The 19,323-nt window shown below is 66.9% G+C and carries 15 protein-coding genes; 9 read left to right on the top strand and 6 right to left on the bottom strand.

Features of this window, described 5'->3' with window-relative positions:
* The first annotated feature begins 121 nt into the window (after positions 1 to 121).
* Positions 122 to 4,783 carry an NAD-glutamate dehydrogenase gene (locus tag C7I55_RS16555; RefSeq protein ID WP_106514120.1) on the top strand — a complete coding sequence of 1,554 codons (4,662 nt, stop codon included), beginning with the start codon at positions 122 to 124 and terminating at the stop codon, positions 4,781 to 4,783.
* 13 nt (positions 4,784 to 4,796) lie between these two features.
* On the opposite strand, the gene C7I55_RS16550 is transcribed toward C7I55_RS16555, so the two are convergent.
* The 5 genes from C7I55_RS16550 to C7I55_RS16530 all read right to left on the bottom strand — a co-directional run bounded on the left by C7I55_RS16550 (position 4,797) and on the right by C7I55_RS16530 (position 10,881).
* Complete coding sequence (locus tag C7I55_RS16550) at positions 4,797 to 5,030, bottom strand: ribbon-helix-helix domain-containing protein (protein WP_106514119.1); 234 nt, start codon at positions 5,028 to 5,030, stop codon at positions 4,797 to 4,799.
* A 106-nt stretch (positions 5,031 to 5,136) separates the two neighbouring features.
* Entirely contained in the window at positions 5,137 to 5,859 is a 723-nt protein-coding gene (gene phbB / locus C7I55_RS16545) for an acetoacetyl-CoA reductase (protein WP_106514118.1), read from the bottom strand.
* 31 nt (positions 5,860 to 5,890) lie between these two features.
* The gene (gene hemH / locus C7I55_RS16540; RefSeq protein ID WP_106514117.1) at positions 5,891 to 6,898 is read right to left on the bottom strand and encodes a ferrochelatase; all 1,008 of its coding nucleotides are present in this window, start codon (positions 6,896 to 6,898) and stop codon (positions 5,891 to 5,893) included.
* A complete protein-coding gene (locus C7I55_RS16535; protein ID WP_106514116.1) occupies positions 6,895 to 9,111 on the bottom strand; it encodes a xanthine dehydrogenase family protein molybdopterin-binding subunit in 2,217 nt (738 codons plus the stop codon). Before C7I55_RS16535 ends, hemH begins: the two co-directional genes overlap by 4 nt.
* An 87-nt stretch (positions 9,112 to 9,198) precedes the next feature.
* A complete protein-coding gene (locus C7I55_RS16530) occupies positions 9,199 to 10,881 on the bottom strand; it encodes a class I adenylate-forming enzyme family protein (RefSeq protein ID WP_106514115.1) in 1,683 nt (560 codons plus the stop codon).
* 86 nt (positions 10,882 to 10,967) lie between these two features.
* On the opposite strand from C7I55_RS16530, the gene lgt reads away from it, so the two are divergent.
* From lgt to C7I55_RS16505, 5 genes are all read left to right on the top strand, one after another.
* Complete coding sequence (gene lgt / locus C7I55_RS16525; protein WP_106514313.1) at positions 10,968 to 11,828, top strand: prolipoprotein diacylglyceryl transferase; 861 nt, start codon at positions 10,968 to 10,970, stop codon at positions 11,826 to 11,828.
* Between the two features lie 10 nt (positions 11,829 to 11,838).
* A complete protein-coding gene (locus C7I55_RS16520; RefSeq protein ID WP_233222254.1) occupies positions 11,839 to 12,894 on the top strand; it encodes a class I SAM-dependent methyltransferase in 1,056 nt (351 codons plus the stop codon).
* A 1-nt stretch (position 12,895) separates the two neighbouring features.
* Positions 12,896 to 13,420, top strand: coding sequence for a GNAT family N-acetyltransferase (locus C7I55_RS16515; RefSeq protein WP_106514114.1), 525 nt, complete (start codon positions 12,896 to 12,898; stop codon positions 13,418 to 13,420).
* The gene (gene pgeF / locus C7I55_RS16510; RefSeq protein ID WP_106514113.1) at positions 13,417 to 14,181 is read left to right on the top strand and encodes a peptidoglycan editing factor PgeF; all 765 of its coding nucleotides are present in this window, start codon (positions 13,417 to 13,419) and stop codon (positions 14,179 to 14,181) included. The genes C7I55_RS16515 and pgeF overlap by 4 nt, the downstream gene beginning before the upstream one ends.
* An 85-nt stretch (positions 14,182 to 14,266) precedes the next feature.
* On the top strand, positions 14,267 to 15,583 hold the full coding sequence (locus C7I55_RS16505) for a cystathionine gamma-synthase family protein (protein WP_106514112.1): 1,317 nt from the start codon (positions 14,267 to 14,269) through the stop codon (positions 15,581 to 15,583).
* Positions 15,584 to 15,625: 42 nt separating this feature from the next.
* On the opposite strand, the gene C7I55_RS16500 is transcribed toward C7I55_RS16505, so the two are convergent.
* On the bottom strand, positions 15,626 to 16,306 hold the full coding sequence (locus tag C7I55_RS16500) for an HAD family hydrolase (protein WP_106514111.1): 681 nt from the start codon (positions 16,304 to 16,306) through the stop codon (positions 15,626 to 15,628).
* Positions 16,307 to 16,380: 74 nt separating this feature from the next.
* On the opposite strand from C7I55_RS16500, the gene C7I55_RS16495 reads away from it, so the two are divergent.
* Genes C7I55_RS16495 through C7I55_RS16485 form a run of 3 tightly spaced genes read left to right on the top strand, consistent with a single transcriptional unit; the run spans position 16,381 to position 19,321 of the window.
* The gene (locus tag C7I55_RS16495) at positions 16,381 to 17,490 is read left to right on the top strand and encodes an MlaE family lipid ABC transporter permease subunit (RefSeq protein WP_106514110.1); all 1,110 of its coding nucleotides are present in this window, start codon (positions 16,381 to 16,383) and stop codon (positions 17,488 to 17,490) included.
* Positions 17,487 to 18,341, top strand: coding sequence for an ABC transporter ATP-binding protein (locus C7I55_RS16490; RefSeq protein ID WP_106514109.1), 855 nt, complete (start codon positions 17,487 to 17,489; stop codon positions 18,339 to 18,341). Before C7I55_RS16495 ends, C7I55_RS16490 begins: the two co-directional genes overlap by 4 nt.
* Positions 18,341 to 19,321, top strand: coding sequence for an MlaD family protein (locus C7I55_RS16485; RefSeq protein WP_106514108.1), 981 nt, complete (start codon positions 18,341 to 18,343; stop codon positions 19,319 to 19,321). The genes C7I55_RS16490 and C7I55_RS16485 overlap by 1 nt, the downstream gene beginning before the upstream one ends.
* Positions 19,322 to 19,323 lie beyond the last annotated feature (2 nt).

The following is a 19,323-nucleotide window of genomic DNA, read 5'->3' as shown; positions in this document are numbered from 1 at the left end:
GCTTCGGCAGCGATGCCGATGCGCGGCGAACCCGGGGTTGCCCGCTCGATTTGCCCGGAGCATAGGGACCGCACTCATCCCGCGGCCCAACGAACGGTCGCTTGTACCCGGGAGCGACAATATGAACTCGGAGAGCAACGTCGCGGATCACGCCGCCGACGTTCGGATTCTGGAAGCCCTTTCCCTCGCCCTCGTCGAAGGCGCGCTGCCGGGAGAGATTGCCGATTTCACCAGCGAGGACCGCGACAGCGCCGCCCGCTTCATCGCGTCCTGCGCGAGCAGCCGGTCGCGGGGCACCGCCCTCGTCCGCTTGGAATCGATCGGCGGCGCGGTCGGGCAGCGCAGGATGCGGATCGGCATCGTCAATGACGACATGCCGTTCCTGGTCGATTCGGTTGCCAACACGCTCGCCTCGCGCGGTTTGATCGTCCACCGCCTGCTGCATCCGGTGGTCTGCGTCGATCGTGACGCAAGCGGCCGGCTGCTCGCGGTCGAGCCGCTCTGCGAAGACAGGGACCGCCGCGAATCGATGATGTATCTGGAGGTCGATCGCGCCGACGCGCGCATCCGGCGGGACGTCGTCGCCGATCTCAACCGAGTCCTTGCCGATGTCCGTGCCGCCGTCGAAGACTGGCCGGCAATGCAGGCGCGGATGCGCGCCGACGCCGATGCCGCCGGCGACGGGGAAGGCGCGGCATTGCTGCGGTGGTTCGCGGACGGCGCGATGACCCTGCTCGGCTACGAGGTCGAACGGCCGGACGCGCCGCCCTCTGAAGCCTTGGGGGTGTTCCGCCTTCCGGGCGACCCTACGGATCCCGACGGGTCGCTGGGCGCGATCCGCTATTTCGAGGAGGGCGGATCGGTTCCGTTGCTGGCCAAGGCCGAGCGCCGCTCGTCGGTGCACCGCCGAGTCCCGCTCGACCTCGTCGTCGTTCCGATCCGCGAGGGCGACAAGGTCGTCGCGATCGGCGTGCATGCAGGCCTTTGGACCAGCGAGGCGCTGACCGCCCATGTCGAGGACGTGCCGGTGCTGCGCCAGCGGCTGCGCGAGTTCGACGAGGAATTCGGCTTCGACGCGTCCGGCCACAGCGGCAAGGCGCTACGGCACGCGCTTACCGCGCTTCCGCATGATCTGATCGCCAGCCTCAGCATCGATTCGGTGCGCGAACTGGTGACCACCGCGATGTCGCTAGCCGATCGGCCCCGCCCGACGCTGGTGCTGGCGCGGTCCGTTCTCAAGGGCAACATGTTCGCCTTCGCCTGGCTGCCGCGGGACGAACTGACCACCCGCCGCCGACTTGCGATCGGCGCGATGATCGAGCGGGCGTCGGGCGGGCGGATCTCCAACTGGTCGGTGGAGCTCGGCGACGGCGATCTCGCGCTGATGCGCTACACGCTCTATGTCGGGCCGGATACGCCGACGCCGGACGTTGGCGCGCTCGATCGTCAGTTGGACGAGATGGTCCGCGGCTGGGAACCGGCGGTCGAGGAAGCGCTCGGGGAAATCGTCGGCCTCAACAGGGCGACGCGCCTCGCGCTCAGCTACATGAGCGATCTTCCCGAGCTCTACCGGGCACAGACCGCACCGGCGGAAGCGGGCCAGGACATCCTCCGGATCAGCGAGCTGCACGATGCCGGCGACCGCGATGCGCGCCTTTATCGCCTGCCGGGCGATGCTTCGACGCGCCTGCGGCTCAAGACCTATCGCCTGGCCGGACTGATCGCCCTGTCCGAGGCCGTGCCGGTGTTCGAGAATTTCGGATTCCGGGTTCTCGAGGAATTCCCGTGGCCGCTCGACGAGGGTCGGCTCGGCTACATCCACGAATTCGTACTCGAGCTGCGTGGCGGCGGCGACGCGAGCCATGTGCTCGCAAGAGCCGGACTGGCGGAGCGGGCGATCGCCGACGTACTCGAAGGGCGGGCCGAGAACGATTCCTTCAACCAGCTGCTGATCGCCGCCGATCTCGATCGCCGCGACGTCGTCCTGTTCCGTGCCTGGTTCCGCTATCTGCGCCAGGTCGGCCTGTCTTATTCAATGCTGACGGTCGTCGAGGCCCTGCGCCGTGCCCCCGCCGTGACTCAGGCGCTGATCGCCTTGTTCGACGCCCGGCACGATCCCGACCATGGCGAAGACCGCGGCGCTGCTGCGGAAGCCGCCGAAGACGCGATCCGCACCGGCCTCGCCGGAGTGGCCGCCATCGACGAGGATCGTATCCTGCGCCTCTTCCACGGCGTCATCGCATCGATGCTCCGTACCAACGCCTTCAGCCCGGCGAGCGAGGAGGCTTTGGCCTTCAAGCTCGAAAGCGGCAAGGTGCCGGGCCTGCCCGCGCCGGTGCCGTGGCGCGAGATCTGGGTCTATTCGCCGCGCGTCGAAGGCATTCACCTGCGCGGCGGCCCGATCGCCCGTGGCGGCCTGCGCTGGTCGGATCGGCGCGATGATTTCCGCACCGAGATTCTCGGCCTGATGAAGGCCCAGTTGGTCAAGAATGCCGTGATCGTGCCGACCGGCGCCAAGGGCGGATTCTATCCGAAACAGCTGCCGCCGATCGCGTCGCGCGATGCCTGGGTGGCGGAAGGGACCGAAAGCTACCGGATCTTCATTCGGGCGCTTCTTTCGGTCACGGACAACATCGTCGACGGCAAGGTCGTCCATCCGGACAGCGTCACCATCCGCGATTCCGAGGACCCTTATTTCGTCGTCGCCGCCGACAAGGGCACTGCGACCTTCTCCGACATCGCCAATCAGATCGCGCTCGATCGCAAATTCTGGCTCGGCGACGCCTTCGCCTCGGGCGGCAGTCAGGGCTATGATCACAAGGCGATGGGGATCACCGCCCGCGGCGGCTGGGTTTCGGTCCAGCGACATTTCGCCGAGCTTGGGATCGACGTGCAGACTCAGCCGATCCGGGTCGCCGGTGTCGGCGACATGTCGGGCGACGTGTTCGGCAACGGCATGCTGCTGTCCAAGGCGCTGAAGCTGGTCGCGGCGTTCGACCACCGCCACATCTTCATCGATCCCGATCCCGATCCGGCAAGAAGCTGGGAAGAGCGCGCGCGGATGTTCGCCCTGCCCCGCTCGTCGTGGGAGGATTATGACAAGAGCCTGATCTCGCAGGGCGGCGGCGTCTTCCCGCGCAGCCAGAAGACGATTCCGCTCAGCCCGGAGATGCGGGCGATGTTCGGTCTGGAGGGCGAGTCTGCCGATCCGGCCGCCCTGATGACGGCAATCCTCAAGGCACCAGTCGACCTGCTCTGGTTCGGCGGCATCGGAACCTATATTCGCGCACGTTCGGAGGGCAATTCCGAGGTCGGCGATCCCGCCAACGATGCAATCCGCATTACCGGCTTCGACGTGCGCGCCAAGGCGATCGGCGAAGGCGCGAACCTGGGCGTGACCCAGGCGGGTCGGATCGAATTCTCGCAGGCGGGCGGCCGCTGCAACACCGATTTCATCGACAATTCGGCCGGCGTCGATTGCTCGGACAACGAGGTCAACATCAAGATCCCGCTGAACCGGGAGATGATCGAAGGCCGCCTCGCCTTCGAGGACCGCAACGCGCTGCTGGCCGAAATGACCGACGAGGTCGCGGCAATCGTGCTGGAGGACAACCGTCTCCAGACGTTGGCTCTTTCGATCGCAGAACGCGGCGGCGCGGCCGATCTGCCGCCGCTGATCCGCGCGATGGAAGTGCTGGAGGAAAGCGGGCGCCTCAACCGCAAGGTGGAAGGGCTGCAATCCAACGAAGAGCTGATGCGCCGCGCGCAGGACAATCGCGGGCTTACCCGCCCCGAGCTCGCAGTGCTGCTCTCGACCTCCAAGATGGCGCTTCAGGCCGCACTCGAGGCGGGCCGGATCACCGAGGATCCGACGCTCGCTCCGGAGCTGCTCGCCGCCTTCCCCAGGACGATGCAGGAACGCCATCGCGACGCCATCCTCTCGCATCGCCTGCGCCGCGAGATCATCGCCACCCGGATCGCCAATCGCTTCGTCAATCGGCTCGGCATCACCGCTGTCTTTACCCTCTCGGAGGAGGAAGGCGCGAGCTTCGGCCAGGTTGCGGCGGCCTTCGTTGCCGCCGAGCGCCTGTTCGGCATGGAAGCCCTGTGGCGGGATCTCGACACGATCGACGTCCCGGAGCAGCTTCGTCTCGAGCTTTTCGATCAGGCATCGAACGCGCTTCAGCTGCACATCGCCGACATCCTCAGGAACACCAGCGCGTCGGCCAAGCTGACCGAGGTGGTGGAGGCGCTGCAACCGGGAATCGACACGCTCAGCGCAACCGTCGGGCGTTTGCTCCGCAAGGAAGTCGCCGGCGATGCGGCGATGCGCCGCGCCCGCCTGAACGAGATCGGAGCGCCGCCGGAGATCGCCGACCGCCTCGTGCGCCTGTTCGAGCTCAACGGCGGCGTCGGCATCGCCGCTCTGGGGCGGCGACTCGAGGTCGATGAGATCACGTTGACCAATGCCTATACGCGGCTCGGCGAGGCGCTCGGCCTCGATTGGGCGCAGGGCGTCGCCAACGCCTTCCAGGCGAGCGATCAGTGGGAGCGCCTGCTGACTGCCGGTCTTGCCCGCGACTTCGAGCAATTGCGCCTCGATTTCCTGCAGCGCGCCCGCGCCGGCGATCCCGTCCAGGCGGTCGAGACCTGGGTGGAAGCGCAGGGTCCGCGCATCGATCAGTTCCGTCGCCTGGTGGATCGCGCGAAGAACGCACCGACGACGACATCGCCGATGCTCGCCCAGATCGCCACCCAGGCGCGCGTACTGCTCGCGCGGTAAGCCCGGGCCGGTCTCAGGGAAAAGGCGTCGCGCGGGCCCGTTCGAACAGCCAGACGCGGATCGCACTGGCCAGGTTGGACGGCACGTCCGCCTCGATCCGCTCGGCGTCGATCCGCGCGACCAGGGCATTGAGCGGGATCGCCTCGGCATCAGCGGCGTCGCGAAGAGCGTCCCAGAAGACCGGCTCGAGGCTGATCGAGGTGGCGTGCCCCGCGATCATCATCGATCGTTTGACGGGCCCGCTCACGGCCGAGTCCGGGCGTCACCGGTGAGGACGCGCAGACATCGCTCACCGGCCGATGCGCGCCGCGCCGCGGCAAGGTTCGGCGTCGCCTCCGATCCGCCCGGCCGCATCAATACATGTGCTGGCCGCCGTTGATCGACAGGGTCGATCCGGTAACGAAGCCGGCATCGTCGCCGACCAGGAAGGCGACGCCGCGGGCAATCTCCTCGGCCTTGCCGAGCCGGCCGACCGGGATCTTGGCGACGATCTTGGCGAGCACGTCCTCCGGCACCGCCGCGACCATCTCAGTATCGATATAGCCCGGCGCGATCGCGTTCACGGTGACGCCGGAGCGCGCACCTTCCTGCGCAAGGGCCTTGGTGAAGCCGTGGATACCGGATTTGGCGGCAGCGTAATTGACCTGGCCATATTGACCGGCCTGTCCGTTGATGGAACCGATGTTGACGATGCGACCGAACTTGCGGGCCTGCATGCCGTCGAACACCGCCTTGGCCATGTTGAAGCACCCGCCGAGATTGACGTCGATCACCTCGTCCCACGCCTGGCGGGTCATGCGCTTCATCGTCCCGTCGCGGGTGATGCCTGCATTGTTGACCAGCACGTCGACCGGGCCCAACTCGCTCTCCACCTGCTGGATTCCGGCGATGCACGCATCGAAATCGGAGACATCCCACTTGAAGGCACGGATGCCGGTGCGGTCGGTGAAATCCCGGGCCTTCTCGTCGTTCCCGGCGTAATTGGCTGCGACGGTCATGCCCAAATTCTTGAGCGCCACGCTGATCGCTTCGCCGATGCCGCGGGTTCCGCCGGTCACGACTGCAATACGTGCCATCTTCCCTCTCCTTTATTATGCGGCCCGGTGCTTACGGTGCGGCAATCCATCCTTCAAGTTCGCGGCGAAGAATGTTGCGCAACATCTCCATTCCCGCATCACTGTCGTTCAGGCACGGGAGGTAGGCAAAGTGGCTGCCGCCGGCTTCAACGAAGGTTTCGCGCCCCCGTATCGCCAACTCTTCGAGCGTTTCAAGACAGTCGGCGGAAAAACCGGGCGCAACGAGGGCTACCTTCTTGATGCCCTTGCCCGGCAGCGCCGCGAGCGTCACGTCGGTCGCGGGCTCCAGCCACTTGGCGCGGCCGAAGCGCGATTGGAAGGTGACGATGAGCTCGCGTCCGAGCGCCTCGGCCAGCAGGCGCGCGGTCTTCCGGCAATGGCAATGATAGGGGTCGCCGAGGTGGAGGGTCCGCTCGGGCATGCCGTGGAAGCTTGCGAGGATCGCATCCGGCACGAAGTCGAGCGCGTCGAGCGATCGCTCGACGCTTACCTTCAGCGCGTCGATGTACAGCGGATCGTCATGATAAGGGGGGAGCGTCCGCACCGCCGGTTGCCAGCGCATCCGGCGGAGATGCGCGAACGCCTCGTCATTGGCAGTCGCGGTCGTCGCCGCGCAATATTGGGGGTAAAGCGGTGCGATCAGGATCCGTTCGCAGCCCTGTTGCTTGAGCGCGTCGATGCGCTCGCGGATCGCGGGGCGCCCATAGCGCATCGCATGGTCGACGACGACCCCCGACCCGAACGCGCCGGCCAGCCCGCGCGCCTGGCGTGCGGTGATCGCCGCGAGCGGCGAGCCTTCGTCGGTCCAGACCTGGCGATAGGCATGGGCGGATTTCTTCGGCCTGGTGTTGAGGATGATCCCGCGAAGGATCGGCTGCCAAACCAGTTGCGGGATCTCGACCACGCGGGGATCCGACAGAAACTCCTTCAGGTACAATTTCACCGAGCCGGGCTCAGGGGAATTGGGTGTGCCGAGATTGATCAGCAGGACACCGATCCTGGGCGGCAGGATCGGCGGATGGTCGGCGGGCGGGATCATGCGCCGAGCACCAACGGCAGGCGGCGGTTCCTGCGGCCGGTTAGCGCGAACAATGCGTTGGCCATCGCAGGAGCGGCGGTCGGGACCGCAAGCTCGGTCACGCCACCCGGCGCTTCGTCGCTGTCGATCAGCTCGACCGTGATCTCGGGGGCGGTCGCGAGCGACAAGGTGCCGAGGTCGCCGAAACCACGCGGGATCGGGCGACCGCCGGCGAAGTCGATCGGATTGCCGCTCGCAGCGGCAATGCCGAACAGCAAGCCGCCTTCGATCTGCTGCTGGACAAGGTTCGGGTTCACCACCCGCCCGCAATCGACGGCGCTCACCGCCCGCAATACACGCACGCCACGCCCAGCTTCCACTTCGATCTCCAATACGGTCGCGATATGCGACCCGTAACCGCTGAATGCGGCGATGCCCTTGTTGCTCCCCGGCTGCCCGCCGTCCCACTCGCCATGGGCCGCCGCCGTCGACAGACATCGCGCCAGGCGGGGATTGTCGCCCAGCATCTGCATCCGGAACGACAATGGTTCGATACCCGCGAGACGGGACAGCTCGTCGACGAAGCTCTCAGTGAAGAAGGTGGTGTAGGCGTTCGCGGCCGAGCGCCACAAACCCGCCTGCACCGGCACGTCGGCGGGCAGAAAGTCCACCGCCACCGCAGAAATCGCGTAAGGCGGCACCGCACCCGCCGTCGGATCGGCGAGCCCGGCGAGCGCATCGCTGCCGAGGCGCGCACGCAGCTGCGGTGTGATGTCCGGGGCCGATATGCGGGTCTGCCAACCGAGGATCGCGCCGGCCGGACCGAGCCGCGCGGTCAGCATGCCGCGCGCGGGCGGCCGCACGGTGTCGGCCGCGCTTTCTTCGGCGCGGGACCAGACGACCTGCACCGGTTTGCGCGCCTTGATTGCCAGCACCACTGCCTGCTCGACCGCGCGAACCTCCGCCTTGCGGCCATAGCCGCCGCCGACCGGCATTGCGTAAAAAGAGACGCTGTCGACCGGAAGGTTCGCGGCGCGCGCGGCGGCATCGCGTGCAATGGCAGGCACCTGGCTAGGCGCCCAGACCTCCAGAAGATCGCCCGAGAGGCGCGCCGTCGCAGTCAATGTCTCAAGCGGGGCGTTGGCGGCCGCCCCGGCGAAATAATGGCCGCGGACGACATGTCCGCCGGCATAAGCCGCGGCGATGTCGCCGCGTTCGAACAGGCGGTGCCCTTCGTCCCGGGCAAGCGCGTCCGAGAAAGCGGCTTCGATCGTCTGGCGGTTCGGCTCGGGGCCGGTCCGCCACTCGGCGTTCATGGCACGCAGCGCACGATCTGCGGCATGCCAGTTGGTTGCCAGCGCAGCTATCCATTCGGGGCTGTCGAACAGACGGACGAGGCCCGGAACGGCTTTCGCCGCCTCGCCGTCGAAGCGCAGCAGGCGGCCTCCAGGCGGCGCCGAACGCACCGACGCGAACAGCATCTCGGGCAAGCGCACATCGGCGGCGAAGCGCGCGGTGCCGTCGACCTTCGATGGAAGGTCCAGGCGCGGCAGCGACTGGCCGGCAAGGCGATTGTCGACCCCGCCGCGCATCAGCAGAATCTCGGGGAGCGTTTCGCCGACCGCGGCCTCGGCCAACTCGGCGAAGCGCAGCCGCTGCGCACCGTTGATGACGAAGCCGCCGACCGTGTCCAGGCTCTCCCAGTCGACGCCCCAGCGCGCGGCCGCCGCCTTCATCAGCAAGGTGCGCGCGCCGGCGCCGGCCTCCCGCATCTTCTGTTCGAAGGCGCGGATGGACGAGGAGCCGCCGGTCACCATCACCGCATCGCGCATCGCCACCTCCCCGGCACGCCAGCGGGCGATCCCTTGCAGAATGGACGGGGCGGCCGCCGCAGCGCGATCCTCGGCGAGCAATTGGTTGGCGTATAGCGGGCCGATCGGCGCGGGCTCGACGGCGATCGTCTCCCAGGCGGCGCCGAGCTCGTCGGCAAGGATCTGCGGCAAGGCCGTCCAGCTCCCCTGGCCGAGCTCCGCCTGCGGTACGGCGACGATCACCCTGCCGTCGTTGCCGATCTTCAGAAAGGCGTTGAACAGATGCTCGCCCGGCCCGGTGCGAAGGGTCGCCGTGTAGGTGCGCGGCCAGAAACTCCACGCCAGCACCAGCCCCGCCCCGATGCCGCCGCCGACCAGCAAGGTACGGCGGGTCAGCAAGGGAGCGTGATCAGCGTCGGCCATGGCCCGCCTGATAGAGAGAGGAGGACGGGTCAGCCAGCGCGAACACTCGATCACACAGATCGAGCGCAGGCACCGAGGGTCCGCCGATCAGGAAGCCGGTTCCTGATGGTAGCGCTCGCGCAATGTCTTCTTGTCGATCTTGCCGGTGCCGAGCTTGGGCAGCGGCGCGTCGTGGACCCACACGCGCGAAGGCAGTTTGTAGGCGGCAAGGCGATCCTTGAGGAAGTCCGCCAGACCCTCCTGATCGAGACAGCGATCATCCTCACAGTAGATGACGGCCGCGGGAACCTCGCCCAGACGATCGTCTGCGACCCCGAACACCGAGGCTTCGGAGACGGAGGGATGCGCATAGATCGCCGCCTCGACCTCCTGGCAGCTGATATTCTCGCCGCCGCGGATGATGATGTCCTTCTTGCGGTCGACGATGAACAGATATTCGTCTCCGTCGAAATAGCCGATGTCGCCGGTCTTGAGATAGCCATCGGCGGTAAAGGCGGCGGCGCTCGCCTCCGGATCCCGCCAGTAACTGCGGATGTTCGCCGCCGATCGAATCGCGATTTCTCCGGTCTCGCCCACGGGCAGATGGCGGTCGCCCTCCCCCAGGATCGCGACGTCGACGAACGGGCGGTGCGGCCGGCCGGTCGACGCCGGCTTGTCGGCATAATTCTGCCAGACGTTGCCGCAGCCGACGGCATTGGTCTCGGTGAGACCATAGCCGAGTGCCGGCTGCGCCTTCGGGAAGCTGTCCTGCAGCCGTTTGACATGCGCCACCGGCCGCGCCGCACCGCCGGCGGCGATGTCGGTGAGGGTGGAGAGATCGTGTTTGTCGCGGTCGGGATGCTGCATCAGCTCGAGGCTCATCGTCGGCACGCCGACGAAATAGGTGACCTTCTCGCTTTCGATCAGGCGCAGTGCCTCGCCCGGATCCCATTTCGCCATCAGCACCATGCCACGTCCGATGACGAAGCTGTTGAGCAGGACGGGAACCTCGCCGGTGACATGGAACAGCGGCACGTTGACCAAGGTGCGCGGCGGATTGGCGGGCGGGCGGCCCTCCGATTCCAGGATCCCGAGCAAGGTCATCAGGCTGATCGAATAGGTGTAGACGCCGGTCGTCACCGCGCGATGCGTCGACACCGCGCCCTTGGCGAGGCCGGTCGAGCCGGAGGTGAAGAGGATGGTCGCATCATCATCCTCGGTGACAGCGGGGAGCTCCGAAGTCTCGCCACCGCGGGCCAATAGCGGGGCCAGCGCTTCGGCGATCGGGCGCTCGATCGGCAGCGTCACCGTGTCGATCGTCAGCCCCGTCGCTTCGATGCGCTTCGCACGCGGACCATCGGCGAGGACGAGGCGCGGCTCGGTCAAGGCGAGGCCGTGGCGCAGTTCTTCGGCCTGCCACCAGCCATTGACCAGGGTGGCGACACCGCCTGCCTTTGCGATGGCGATGTAGGCGACGATCCAGGCGGGGCAGTTGCGCATCGCGATCGCCACGCGGTCGCCCTTGCCGATGCCCCACCCGCCGGCGAGGCATTTGGCGAGCCTCGTCGCCTGTTCGTTGATCTCGGCGAAGGTCAGGCGCTCGCCGTCGGCGATCACGCCGATGGTCGCGCCGTTCAGCGTGCAGAATGCGTCGAAGAATCCCGGAAGCGTCGCCGGAAAATTGGTTACGATCGCCCGTCCCTCGGCATCTTCGCCGATCACGACCCGGCCGCCCGGACCTGTGACGGCCGCCAGCACCGCATCGAACTTGCGATCAAGCGCACTCGGCATCCGACTCTCCCTTTTTCTTTTCGTTTCCTCTCGCCCCCCGGTAATAGGGTCCGGAGAGTGAGGGGATAGCCTTGATAGAGCCGTTACTGACATCTTTGGCAACAGCCGCTTCGCAGCCGATCGAGTGGAACAGCCTGGGTCTGGACCCGATCGTCTTCGAGATCGGCGCGTTCAAGCTGCGTTGGTACTCGCTGGCCTATCTCGCCGGCATCCTGATCGGCTGGTGGTACCTGCTGAAGCTGCTCGCGCGTCCGGGCGCGCCGATGGCACGGCGCCATGCCGACGACATGGTCTTCTACGGCACGCTCGGCGTCATTCTCGGCGGTCGGATCGGCTATGTGCTGTTCTACCGGCCCGATTTCTACTTTGCCAATCCGGGCGAGATCCTGCAGATCTGGGATGGCGGCATGTCGTTCCACGGCGGTGCGATCGGCACCAGCGTCGCGATGTTCTACCTCGCCTGGCGCAACAAGCTCAGCGTGCTCCGAGTCCACGATTATATCGTCTGCGTGGTGCCGATTGGCTTGTTCTTCGGACGCCTCGCCAATTTTGTGAATCACGAGCTTTGGGGGCGCCCCACCGACGTGCCGTGGGCAGTGGTCTTTCCGGACGGCGGACCCGTCGGCCGCCATCCCAGCCAGCTTTACGAAGCCGGGCTCGAGGGCATCCTGCTCTTCACGATCCTCAACCTGCTCTTCTGGAAGACCGAGGCCCGCTACCAGCCAGGCAAGCTGGTCGGCACTTTCCTGCTCGGCTACGGCCTCAGCCGATTCTTCGTCGAATACTTCCGCCAGCCCGATCAGGGCCTCGAGAATCTGTCCTGGGGCCTGACCATGGGACAGACGCTGACCGTGCCGATGATCCTGATCGGGCTGTTCCTGATCGCAACCGCGAAGAGCCGACGCGAGCGGGTGGAGCCGTTTGCGGGGACGGAGAGCGTCGCCTGAGGATCTGCCGGTGCCACCCGAAGCGACATTGACCGAAACGAGCCTCGCCGACCGGCTCCGCCGGCTGATCGCGTCGGGCGGACCGATCCCGGTGAGCGTCTACATGGCCGAGGCGAACGCGGCTTATTACGGCTATCGCGACCCGCTCGGCCGCGACTTCATCACCGCGCCGGAGATCAGCCAGATGTTCGGCGAATTGGTCGGGCTGTGGATTGCCGATCTCTGGTCCCGCGCCGGCGCACCGTCGATCCGCTACGTCGAGCTTGGCCCGGGCCGCGGCACGCTCGCCGCCGACGCGCTGCGGGCGATGCGGGCGGCGTCGCTCGCGCCCGAGGTGCATTTCGTCGAGACCAGCCGGACCCTGCGGGCGGCGCAGGCGCAGCGAGTTCCCACGGCAACGTGGCACGACCGCTTCGCCGACATTCCCGGTGACGAGCCGCTGATCGTCGTCGCCAATGAATTCTTCGATGCGCTGCCGATCCGCCAGTTCGTCCGCGGCCGCAGCGCCTGGCACGAACGCCTGGTCAGGATCGAGGGCGACAGCTTCGTGCCGGCCGCTGGGCCCGCAGTGCCGGCGGGCGCGATCCCGGCGTCGCTCGGCGATGCCATAGAAGGCAGCATCCTCGAGATCGCACCGACTTCGGCAGCGGTCGCCGGTGACGTCGCCGACGCCATCGCCGTCCGTGGCGGCGCGGCCCTGGTCTTCGATTACGGCCACGTGCGAACCGGCTTTGGCGACACGCTGCAGGCGATGGCGGCCAATCGCTATGCCGATCCGTGGGCGGCGCCCGGCGAGCAGGATCTCACCGCCCATGTCGATTTCCAGGCGCTCGGCGAGGCCGCCGGAGCAAGCGGGGTGCGGCTGTTCGGTCCCACCACCCAGGGCGCCTGGCTGGGGGAACTCGGCATCGACGTCCGCACCGAGGCGCTGTCCCGTGCTGCGCCGGACCGGGCACCGGAAATCGCCTCCGCCCGCGACCGCCTGGTCTCGCCGCGGCAGATGGGCAGTCTGTTCAAGGCGATGGCTTTCGTGGCAGAGGGCTGGCCCCACCCTGCCGGATTCTGACGTGCCCAATTTCCACTCTCGCACCGCCACTCCCGCCGACGCACCGATCCTTTCGGACATCGGCCGCCGCACCTTCGTCGAGACGTTCGGCCACCTGTATCGTCCGGAGGATCTCGCTGCCTTCCTGCTCAACCATGACGCAGACGTCTGGGCGGAAGAATTGAGTGACCCAACTCTGACCGTGCGTCTGGTCGAGGATGACGGCGTCGCCGCCGCCTTCGCCAAGGTCGGCGACCTCAAGCTCCCGGTCGAAACCGAACGGCCGGCGGCGGAGCTTCGGCAATTCTATGTCCTGAAGCCCTGGCAGGGGGCTGGGCTTGCCCCCGGGCTGATGGCGTGGGTGCTCGACGAGGCCCGCGCCCGCGGCGCCGAGGAACTCTATCTGTCGGTGTTCAGCGAGAATCACCGCGCGCGCCGCTTCTACGAACGCTACGGTTTCGAGTTCGTCGCCCCTTACGCCTTCATGGTTGGCGAGCAGGCCGACGAAGATCATATCCTGCGCCTCTCGCTCAAGGATCAAGCATGAGCATCGAGACGATCCGTGCCGGCGCGCTCGGCGACATGCCGCATGGCTTCCTCGGCCGCCGCGGCGGCGTCTCGACGGGGTTGTGCGCGGGCCTCAACGTCGGCCTCGGGTCGGAAGATGATCCGGTGGCGGTGCGCACCAATCGCCGGCTTGCCGCCGAAGCGGTGATGCCCGGTGCGGCGCTGGTGACCGTTCACCAGATCCACTCGCCCGAAGTCGTGCATGCGGTCACGGCCTGGCCGGACGATGCGCGCCCGCGCGCCGATGCGCTGATCACCGATCGACCGGGCCTGGTGCTTGGCATCCTCACCGCCGATTGCGCGCCGGTGCTGTTCGCCGACAAGCAGGCCGGGGTGATCGGTGCGGCCCATGCAGGCTGGAAGGGCGCTTTCTCCGGCGTGGTCGAGGCGACGATTGCGGCGATGGAGAAATTGGGCGCCGATCGCGGCCGGATCGCCGCCGCCGTGGGGCCATGCATCGCCCGCAAATCCTACGAGGTCGACGAGGGCTTTCTGCGCCGCTTCACCGAGGCGGAACCGGAGAATGAGCGCTTCTTCTCGCTGGGACGGACGGGCCATCACCAGTTCGATCTCGAAGGCTTCGTCGTCGCCCGCCTTGCCGACGCCGGGCTCGGCCGGATTGAAGCGCTCGGCGAGGACACTTATTCGCAGCCCGATCGCTTTTACAGCTTCCGCCGTGCGACCCACCGCCAGGAGCCGACCTATGGGCGGCAGATCAGCCTGATCGCCCTTCCCGCCTGACAAGCGGCGGCGGCGCGGGGCGCGCGCCACTGGCGGGCCGGCCCCGAAGTGCGTTAGGGGCGGGCAACGATTTTGGAGAGTCCGCATGCAAGAAGACGAATCCGACCTGACCGGCACGACGCCGCGCCGCCGCCCGAAGAATGCGGTGCGCGAAGTCGGCGGCCGTCGCCTCCAGCCCGCCACCCTGATGATGGGCCACGGCTTCGATCCGGCTTTGTCGGAAGGCTCGCTCAAGCCGCCGATCTTCCTCACCTCGACCTTCGTGTTCGAGAATGCGGCGGCCGGGAAGCGCTTCTTCGAGGGCGTGACCGGCAAGCGTCCGGGCGGTGCCGAAGGCCTCGTCTATTCTCGCTTCAACGGCCCCAATCAGGAGATCCTCGAGGATCGCCTCAGCCTCTGGGAAGATGCCGAAGACGCGCTGACCTTCTCGTCGGGCATGTCGGCGATCGCCACCCTGCTGCTCACCTTCGTCCAGCCGGGAGACGTCATCGTCCATTCGGGACCGCTCTACGCGGCGACCGAGACGCTGATCGGCCGCGTCCTGGGCCGCTTCGGAGTCCAGTGGCTCGATTTCCCGGCCGGTGCCGAACAGGCCCAGATCGAGGAGGTGCTCGGCCGCGCCAAGGCGATGGGCCGGGTGCCGCTCATCTATCTCGAAAGCCCGGCCAACCCGACCAACGCTCTCGTCGACGTCGAGGCCGTGGCTGCGGCGCGAGCCGCCGTGTTCGGTGACGAACGTCCGCCGATCGCGATCGACAATACCTTCCTCGGCCCGCTGTGGGCGAAGCCGCTCGAACAGGGCGCCGATCTGTCGATCTACTCGCTGACCAAATATGCCGGCGGCCATTCCGATCTCGTCGCCGGCGGAGTCGTCGGCGCGAAGGCGCTGCTCGACCCGATCCGGATGATGCGCAACACGATCGGCACCATCACCGATCCGAACACCGCCTGGATGCTGCTGCGCAGCCTCGAGACGCTGGAGCTGCGCATGACCCGGGCCGGCGAGAATGCGGCCAAGGTCTGCGCGTTCCTGCGCGATCATCCCAAGGTCGAAAGCGTCGGCTATCTCGGCTTCCTCCAGGATGGCGGCGACGCGCGGCAGGCGGACATCTACCGCCGCCACTGCACCGGTGCGGGATCGACCTTCTCGCTTTACCTGAAGGGCGGCGAAAAGGAGGCGTTCGCCTTTCTCGATTCGCTGAAGATCGCACATCTCGCGGTCAGCCTCGGCGGCACCGAGACACTGGCCAGCGCGCCTGCGGCAATGACCCATTTGTCGGTGCCCGAGGCGCGCAAGCAGGCGCTCGGCATCACCGACAACCTCGTCCGCATCTCGATCGGCGTCGAGGATCCCGACGATCTCATCGCCGATTTCGCACAGGCGCTCGACTCGATTCGCTGAGCGCTTCTCGCAATGGGGTGGCGGGAGAAGGGGCCTGGGCCCTTACTCCCGCCGCCAGTCGGCCACTTCCCAGCCCTCCGCCCGCGCGAGCTTGACCAGTCGCGAATGGGCGTTTGCCGCCACCGGCTCGTCGCTCCAGCGATGGACGTGGTGGTCGGAGACATGGTCCGAATAGAAACGGATGTGAACGGCGTCGCGGGTCAAGCCCTCGCGCGCCATCCATTGCTCGATCATGTCGAGCTTGGCGGCGCCATAGCAATTGTTTCCCTCGATCCGCGCGACGATCCGCCCCTGCGCATCCAGCCCGGTTTCGGTCGCGACGACGTCGTCGAAGCCGAGACGGTGCGCGATCGCCGCCGCATAGAGGCGGTAGGAGGCGGTGGCCATCACCAGCCGCCGGCCGGCGCCGCGATCCGCAGCGATGCTCCGGCGTGCCCCCGGCATGATGTTGCCGGCGATCTGCCGATCGGCGAAACTCTCGATCACCGGCTCCAGCCGCGCGGCGGTGACGCTGCGGCCGACCAGAAGATTGTAATTCCATTCCTTGAGCGTGCCGCGCGGGATCAGCCGCAGCACATAAGCAAGCATGGTCGTGAGCACGAATGGGAACAGCAGCAGCCGCCACGGCGCGAGCCGGGTGGCGGCATGGATCAGGAACGGCGTATAGGTCGCGCGCCGCGTGATCGTCCGGTCCATGTCGTAAATTGCGAGTTGCGCCTTCATGGAACTCGCGCAAGCATAGAAACGTAGCTTTTGTCCAGCTTGCCCAGCGCGGAGAATTGAAGCATGTCGCACGCATGAGCACAGTCGCCCGTTGCAACGAAACGACAGAAAACGGACGGCGGGTGCTTCGCTTCGCGGGCGATCTCACGCTCGCCCGGCTTGGCGTGCTGCCGACCAAGCTCGATCGCCTGAAGGGCCGGGACTTCGCTGTCGACCTTTCGGGGGTCGGCCGGATGGACACGATCGGAGCCTGGACGATCCATCGCCTTGTGCGTGATCGCGGCGGCGAGGTGATCGGCGCGAGCGAGGCCAATGCGTCGCTTCTGCAAACCATGGCCGAGGTCGATCAGCCGGTGAAGGTCCGGCCCGATCCGCCCCCCGCTTTCGCCCGGGTGCTCAACCAGCTCGGCGGTGCGACGGTCGAGGCCGGGCGCACCATGCTCGGCCTGCTGGGATTCTTCGGCGCGATGCTGATCGGAGTCGCCAAGGTGATTCGCGAACCGCGGCGATTCCGGGTCAACGCGGTCGTGCAGCGCTTCGAGGTCGTCGGAGTCCACGCATTCGGAATCATCGGCCTGATGAGCTTTCTCGTCGGCATCGTCATCGCCCAGCAGGGTGCCGTGCAACTCCGGCAATTCGGCGCCGAAGTGTTCACGGTCAATCTGATCGGCCGCAGCGGCGTCAAGGAATTGGGCGTGCTGATGACCGCGATCATGGTCGCGGGGCGATCCGGCTCGTCGTTCGCGGCACAGCTCGGATCGATGAAGCTCGCCGAGGAAGTCGACGCGATGCGCACCATCGGAGTCTCGCCGATGGAGGCGCTGGTCCTTCCCCGGGTGTTCGCGACCGTGATGATGATGCCTTTATTGTCGTTCTACGCGGCGATGGTGGTGGTGCTCGGCGGCGGCATCTTCTGCTGGATCGGCCTCGACATCCCGCCGATCACCTACATCCAGCGCATCCGCGAGGTCGTGCCGCGGAGCGATCTCTGGCAAGCGCTGATCAAGGCGCCGGTGTTCGGACTGATCATCGCCCTTGCCGGCTGCTATCAGGGCATGCAGGTGGAGGCAAATGCCGAGGAGGTCGGCCTCAGGACCACGACCGCGGTCGTTCAGGGCATCTTCCTGGTGATCGTGCTCGACGCCTTCTTCGCCGTCTTCTTCACCGAGATCGGCTGGACATGAGCGACCCGGCAAGGAACGGCATCGACGCGGAGCGCGAGAACATCATCGAGGTTCACGGCCTCCGCAACGTCTTCGGCGAACAGATCATCCATGAAGGGCTCGATCTGGAGGTCCGTCGCGGCGAGATCCTTGGCGTGGTCGGTGGATCCGGCACCGGCAAATCCGTGCTGATGCGCTCGATCATCGGCCTTCAGGAGCCCGCCGAAGGCGACGTGTCGGTGTTCGGCACCCCGATCCGTCGGGCGAACGAGGCGCAATTCCAGGCGATTCGCAAGCGCTGGGGCATCCTGTTCCAGGGCGCTGCCCTGTTCTCGACCTTGACGGTGGCCGAAAACGTTCAGGTGCCGCTGCGCGAATTCTACCCCAGGCTGTCGGATCGACTGCTCGACGAGATCGCGGCCTACAAGATCGTCATGGCCGGGCTGCCGGCCGACGCCGGTCCCAAATATCCCGCGGAGCTTTCCGGCGGCATGAAGAAGCGCGCCGGTATCTCGCGCGCGCTGGCGCTCGATCCGGAGCTGCTGTTCCTCGACGAGCCGACGGCCGGGCTGGACCCGATCGGCGCGTCCGCGTTCGACCAACTGATCCTCGACCTGCGCGAGCGGCTCGGCCTCACCGTGTTCCTGATCACCCATGATCTCGACACGCTGTACGCCATCTGCGACCGTGTTGCGGTTCTGGCGGATCGCAAGGTGGTTGCGGTCGGAACGATTCCGGAACTCCTGGCTTTGGACCACGAATGGATCCAGGAATATTTCAGAGGGCCGCGCGGACGTGCGGCCGAGGAGGCGGTCGAGGCCGAAGAGGCCAGGCAAGACGCCGCGATGCACGACGGGGGCGGTAACGGCTGATGGAAACGCGTTCCAACCATATCCTCGTCGGCAGCGTCGTGCTGGCAATGATCGTCGCCGTGCTCGGCTTCATCGTCTGGCTGAGCCAGGCGTCCGGCAATGCCGACAAGCAGTTCGATATCTTCTTCAACCAGGCGGTCGACGGGCTTGCCGAAGGCTCGGCAGTGACCTTCTCGGGGGTTCCGGTCGGACAGGTGCGCTCGATCAACCTCGAACCCAAGACACCGCAATTCGTGCGTGTCCGGATCGCCGTTCGCGACACCACGCCGGTGCTCGTCGGCACCACCGCCACGATCAAGGGCGTCGGGTTCACCGGCGTCTCCCAGATCCAGCTCGATCCCCCCGAGCGCGATCCGAGGCGCCCGGCCGGTAACCAGCGCGAGATCACCTGCGCGGTGACCCAATGCCCCTATGACGCGCCGATCATCCCGACCAAGCCGGGTGCGCTCGGCCAGCTGCTCAACAGCGCTCCGGAACTGCTCGATCGCATCACCACTCTCACCGCGCGGCTGACGGAATTGCTGTCCGATCGCAATCAGGCGTCGATCGCCTCGATCCTTGAGAACGTCCAGGTGATCAGCCGCAACCTTGCCGAGCGTTCGGGCGAGATCGCCGCGACCATGGCCGAAGCCCGGCTCGCCATCCGCCAGGCAGGACAGGCTGCGGAGGAGTTCGGCCAGCTTGCCGACACCAGCGACCAGATCCTGCAGAAGGATGCGCGTCCGCTGATCGCCGATCTTCGGCAGACGATCCGTGCGGCGGAGACCAGCATGAAGAGTCTTGACTCGGTCATCGGCGAGGCCAAGCCCGGCGTCGAGACCTTCTCCACCCGTACCCTTCCCGAAGTCGGCCAGCTGATTCGCGATCTTCGCGCGACCAGCCAGTCGCTCCGCAACATCAGCGAGCGCATCGACCAGCGCGGCATCGGCGGGGTCGTCGGCGGCGAACGCCTGCCCGATTATGCGCCGAACAAGAGGTGATG

The sequence above is a fragment of the Allosphingosinicella deserti genome, assembly GCF_003012735.1.
Lineage (GTDB): Bacteria > Pseudomonadota > Alphaproteobacteria > Sphingomonadales > Sphingomonadaceae > Allosphingosinicella > Allosphingosinicella deserti.
Note: the sequence above shows the minus strand (reverse complement) of the source record. Positions and strands in the feature narration are given on the sequence as shown.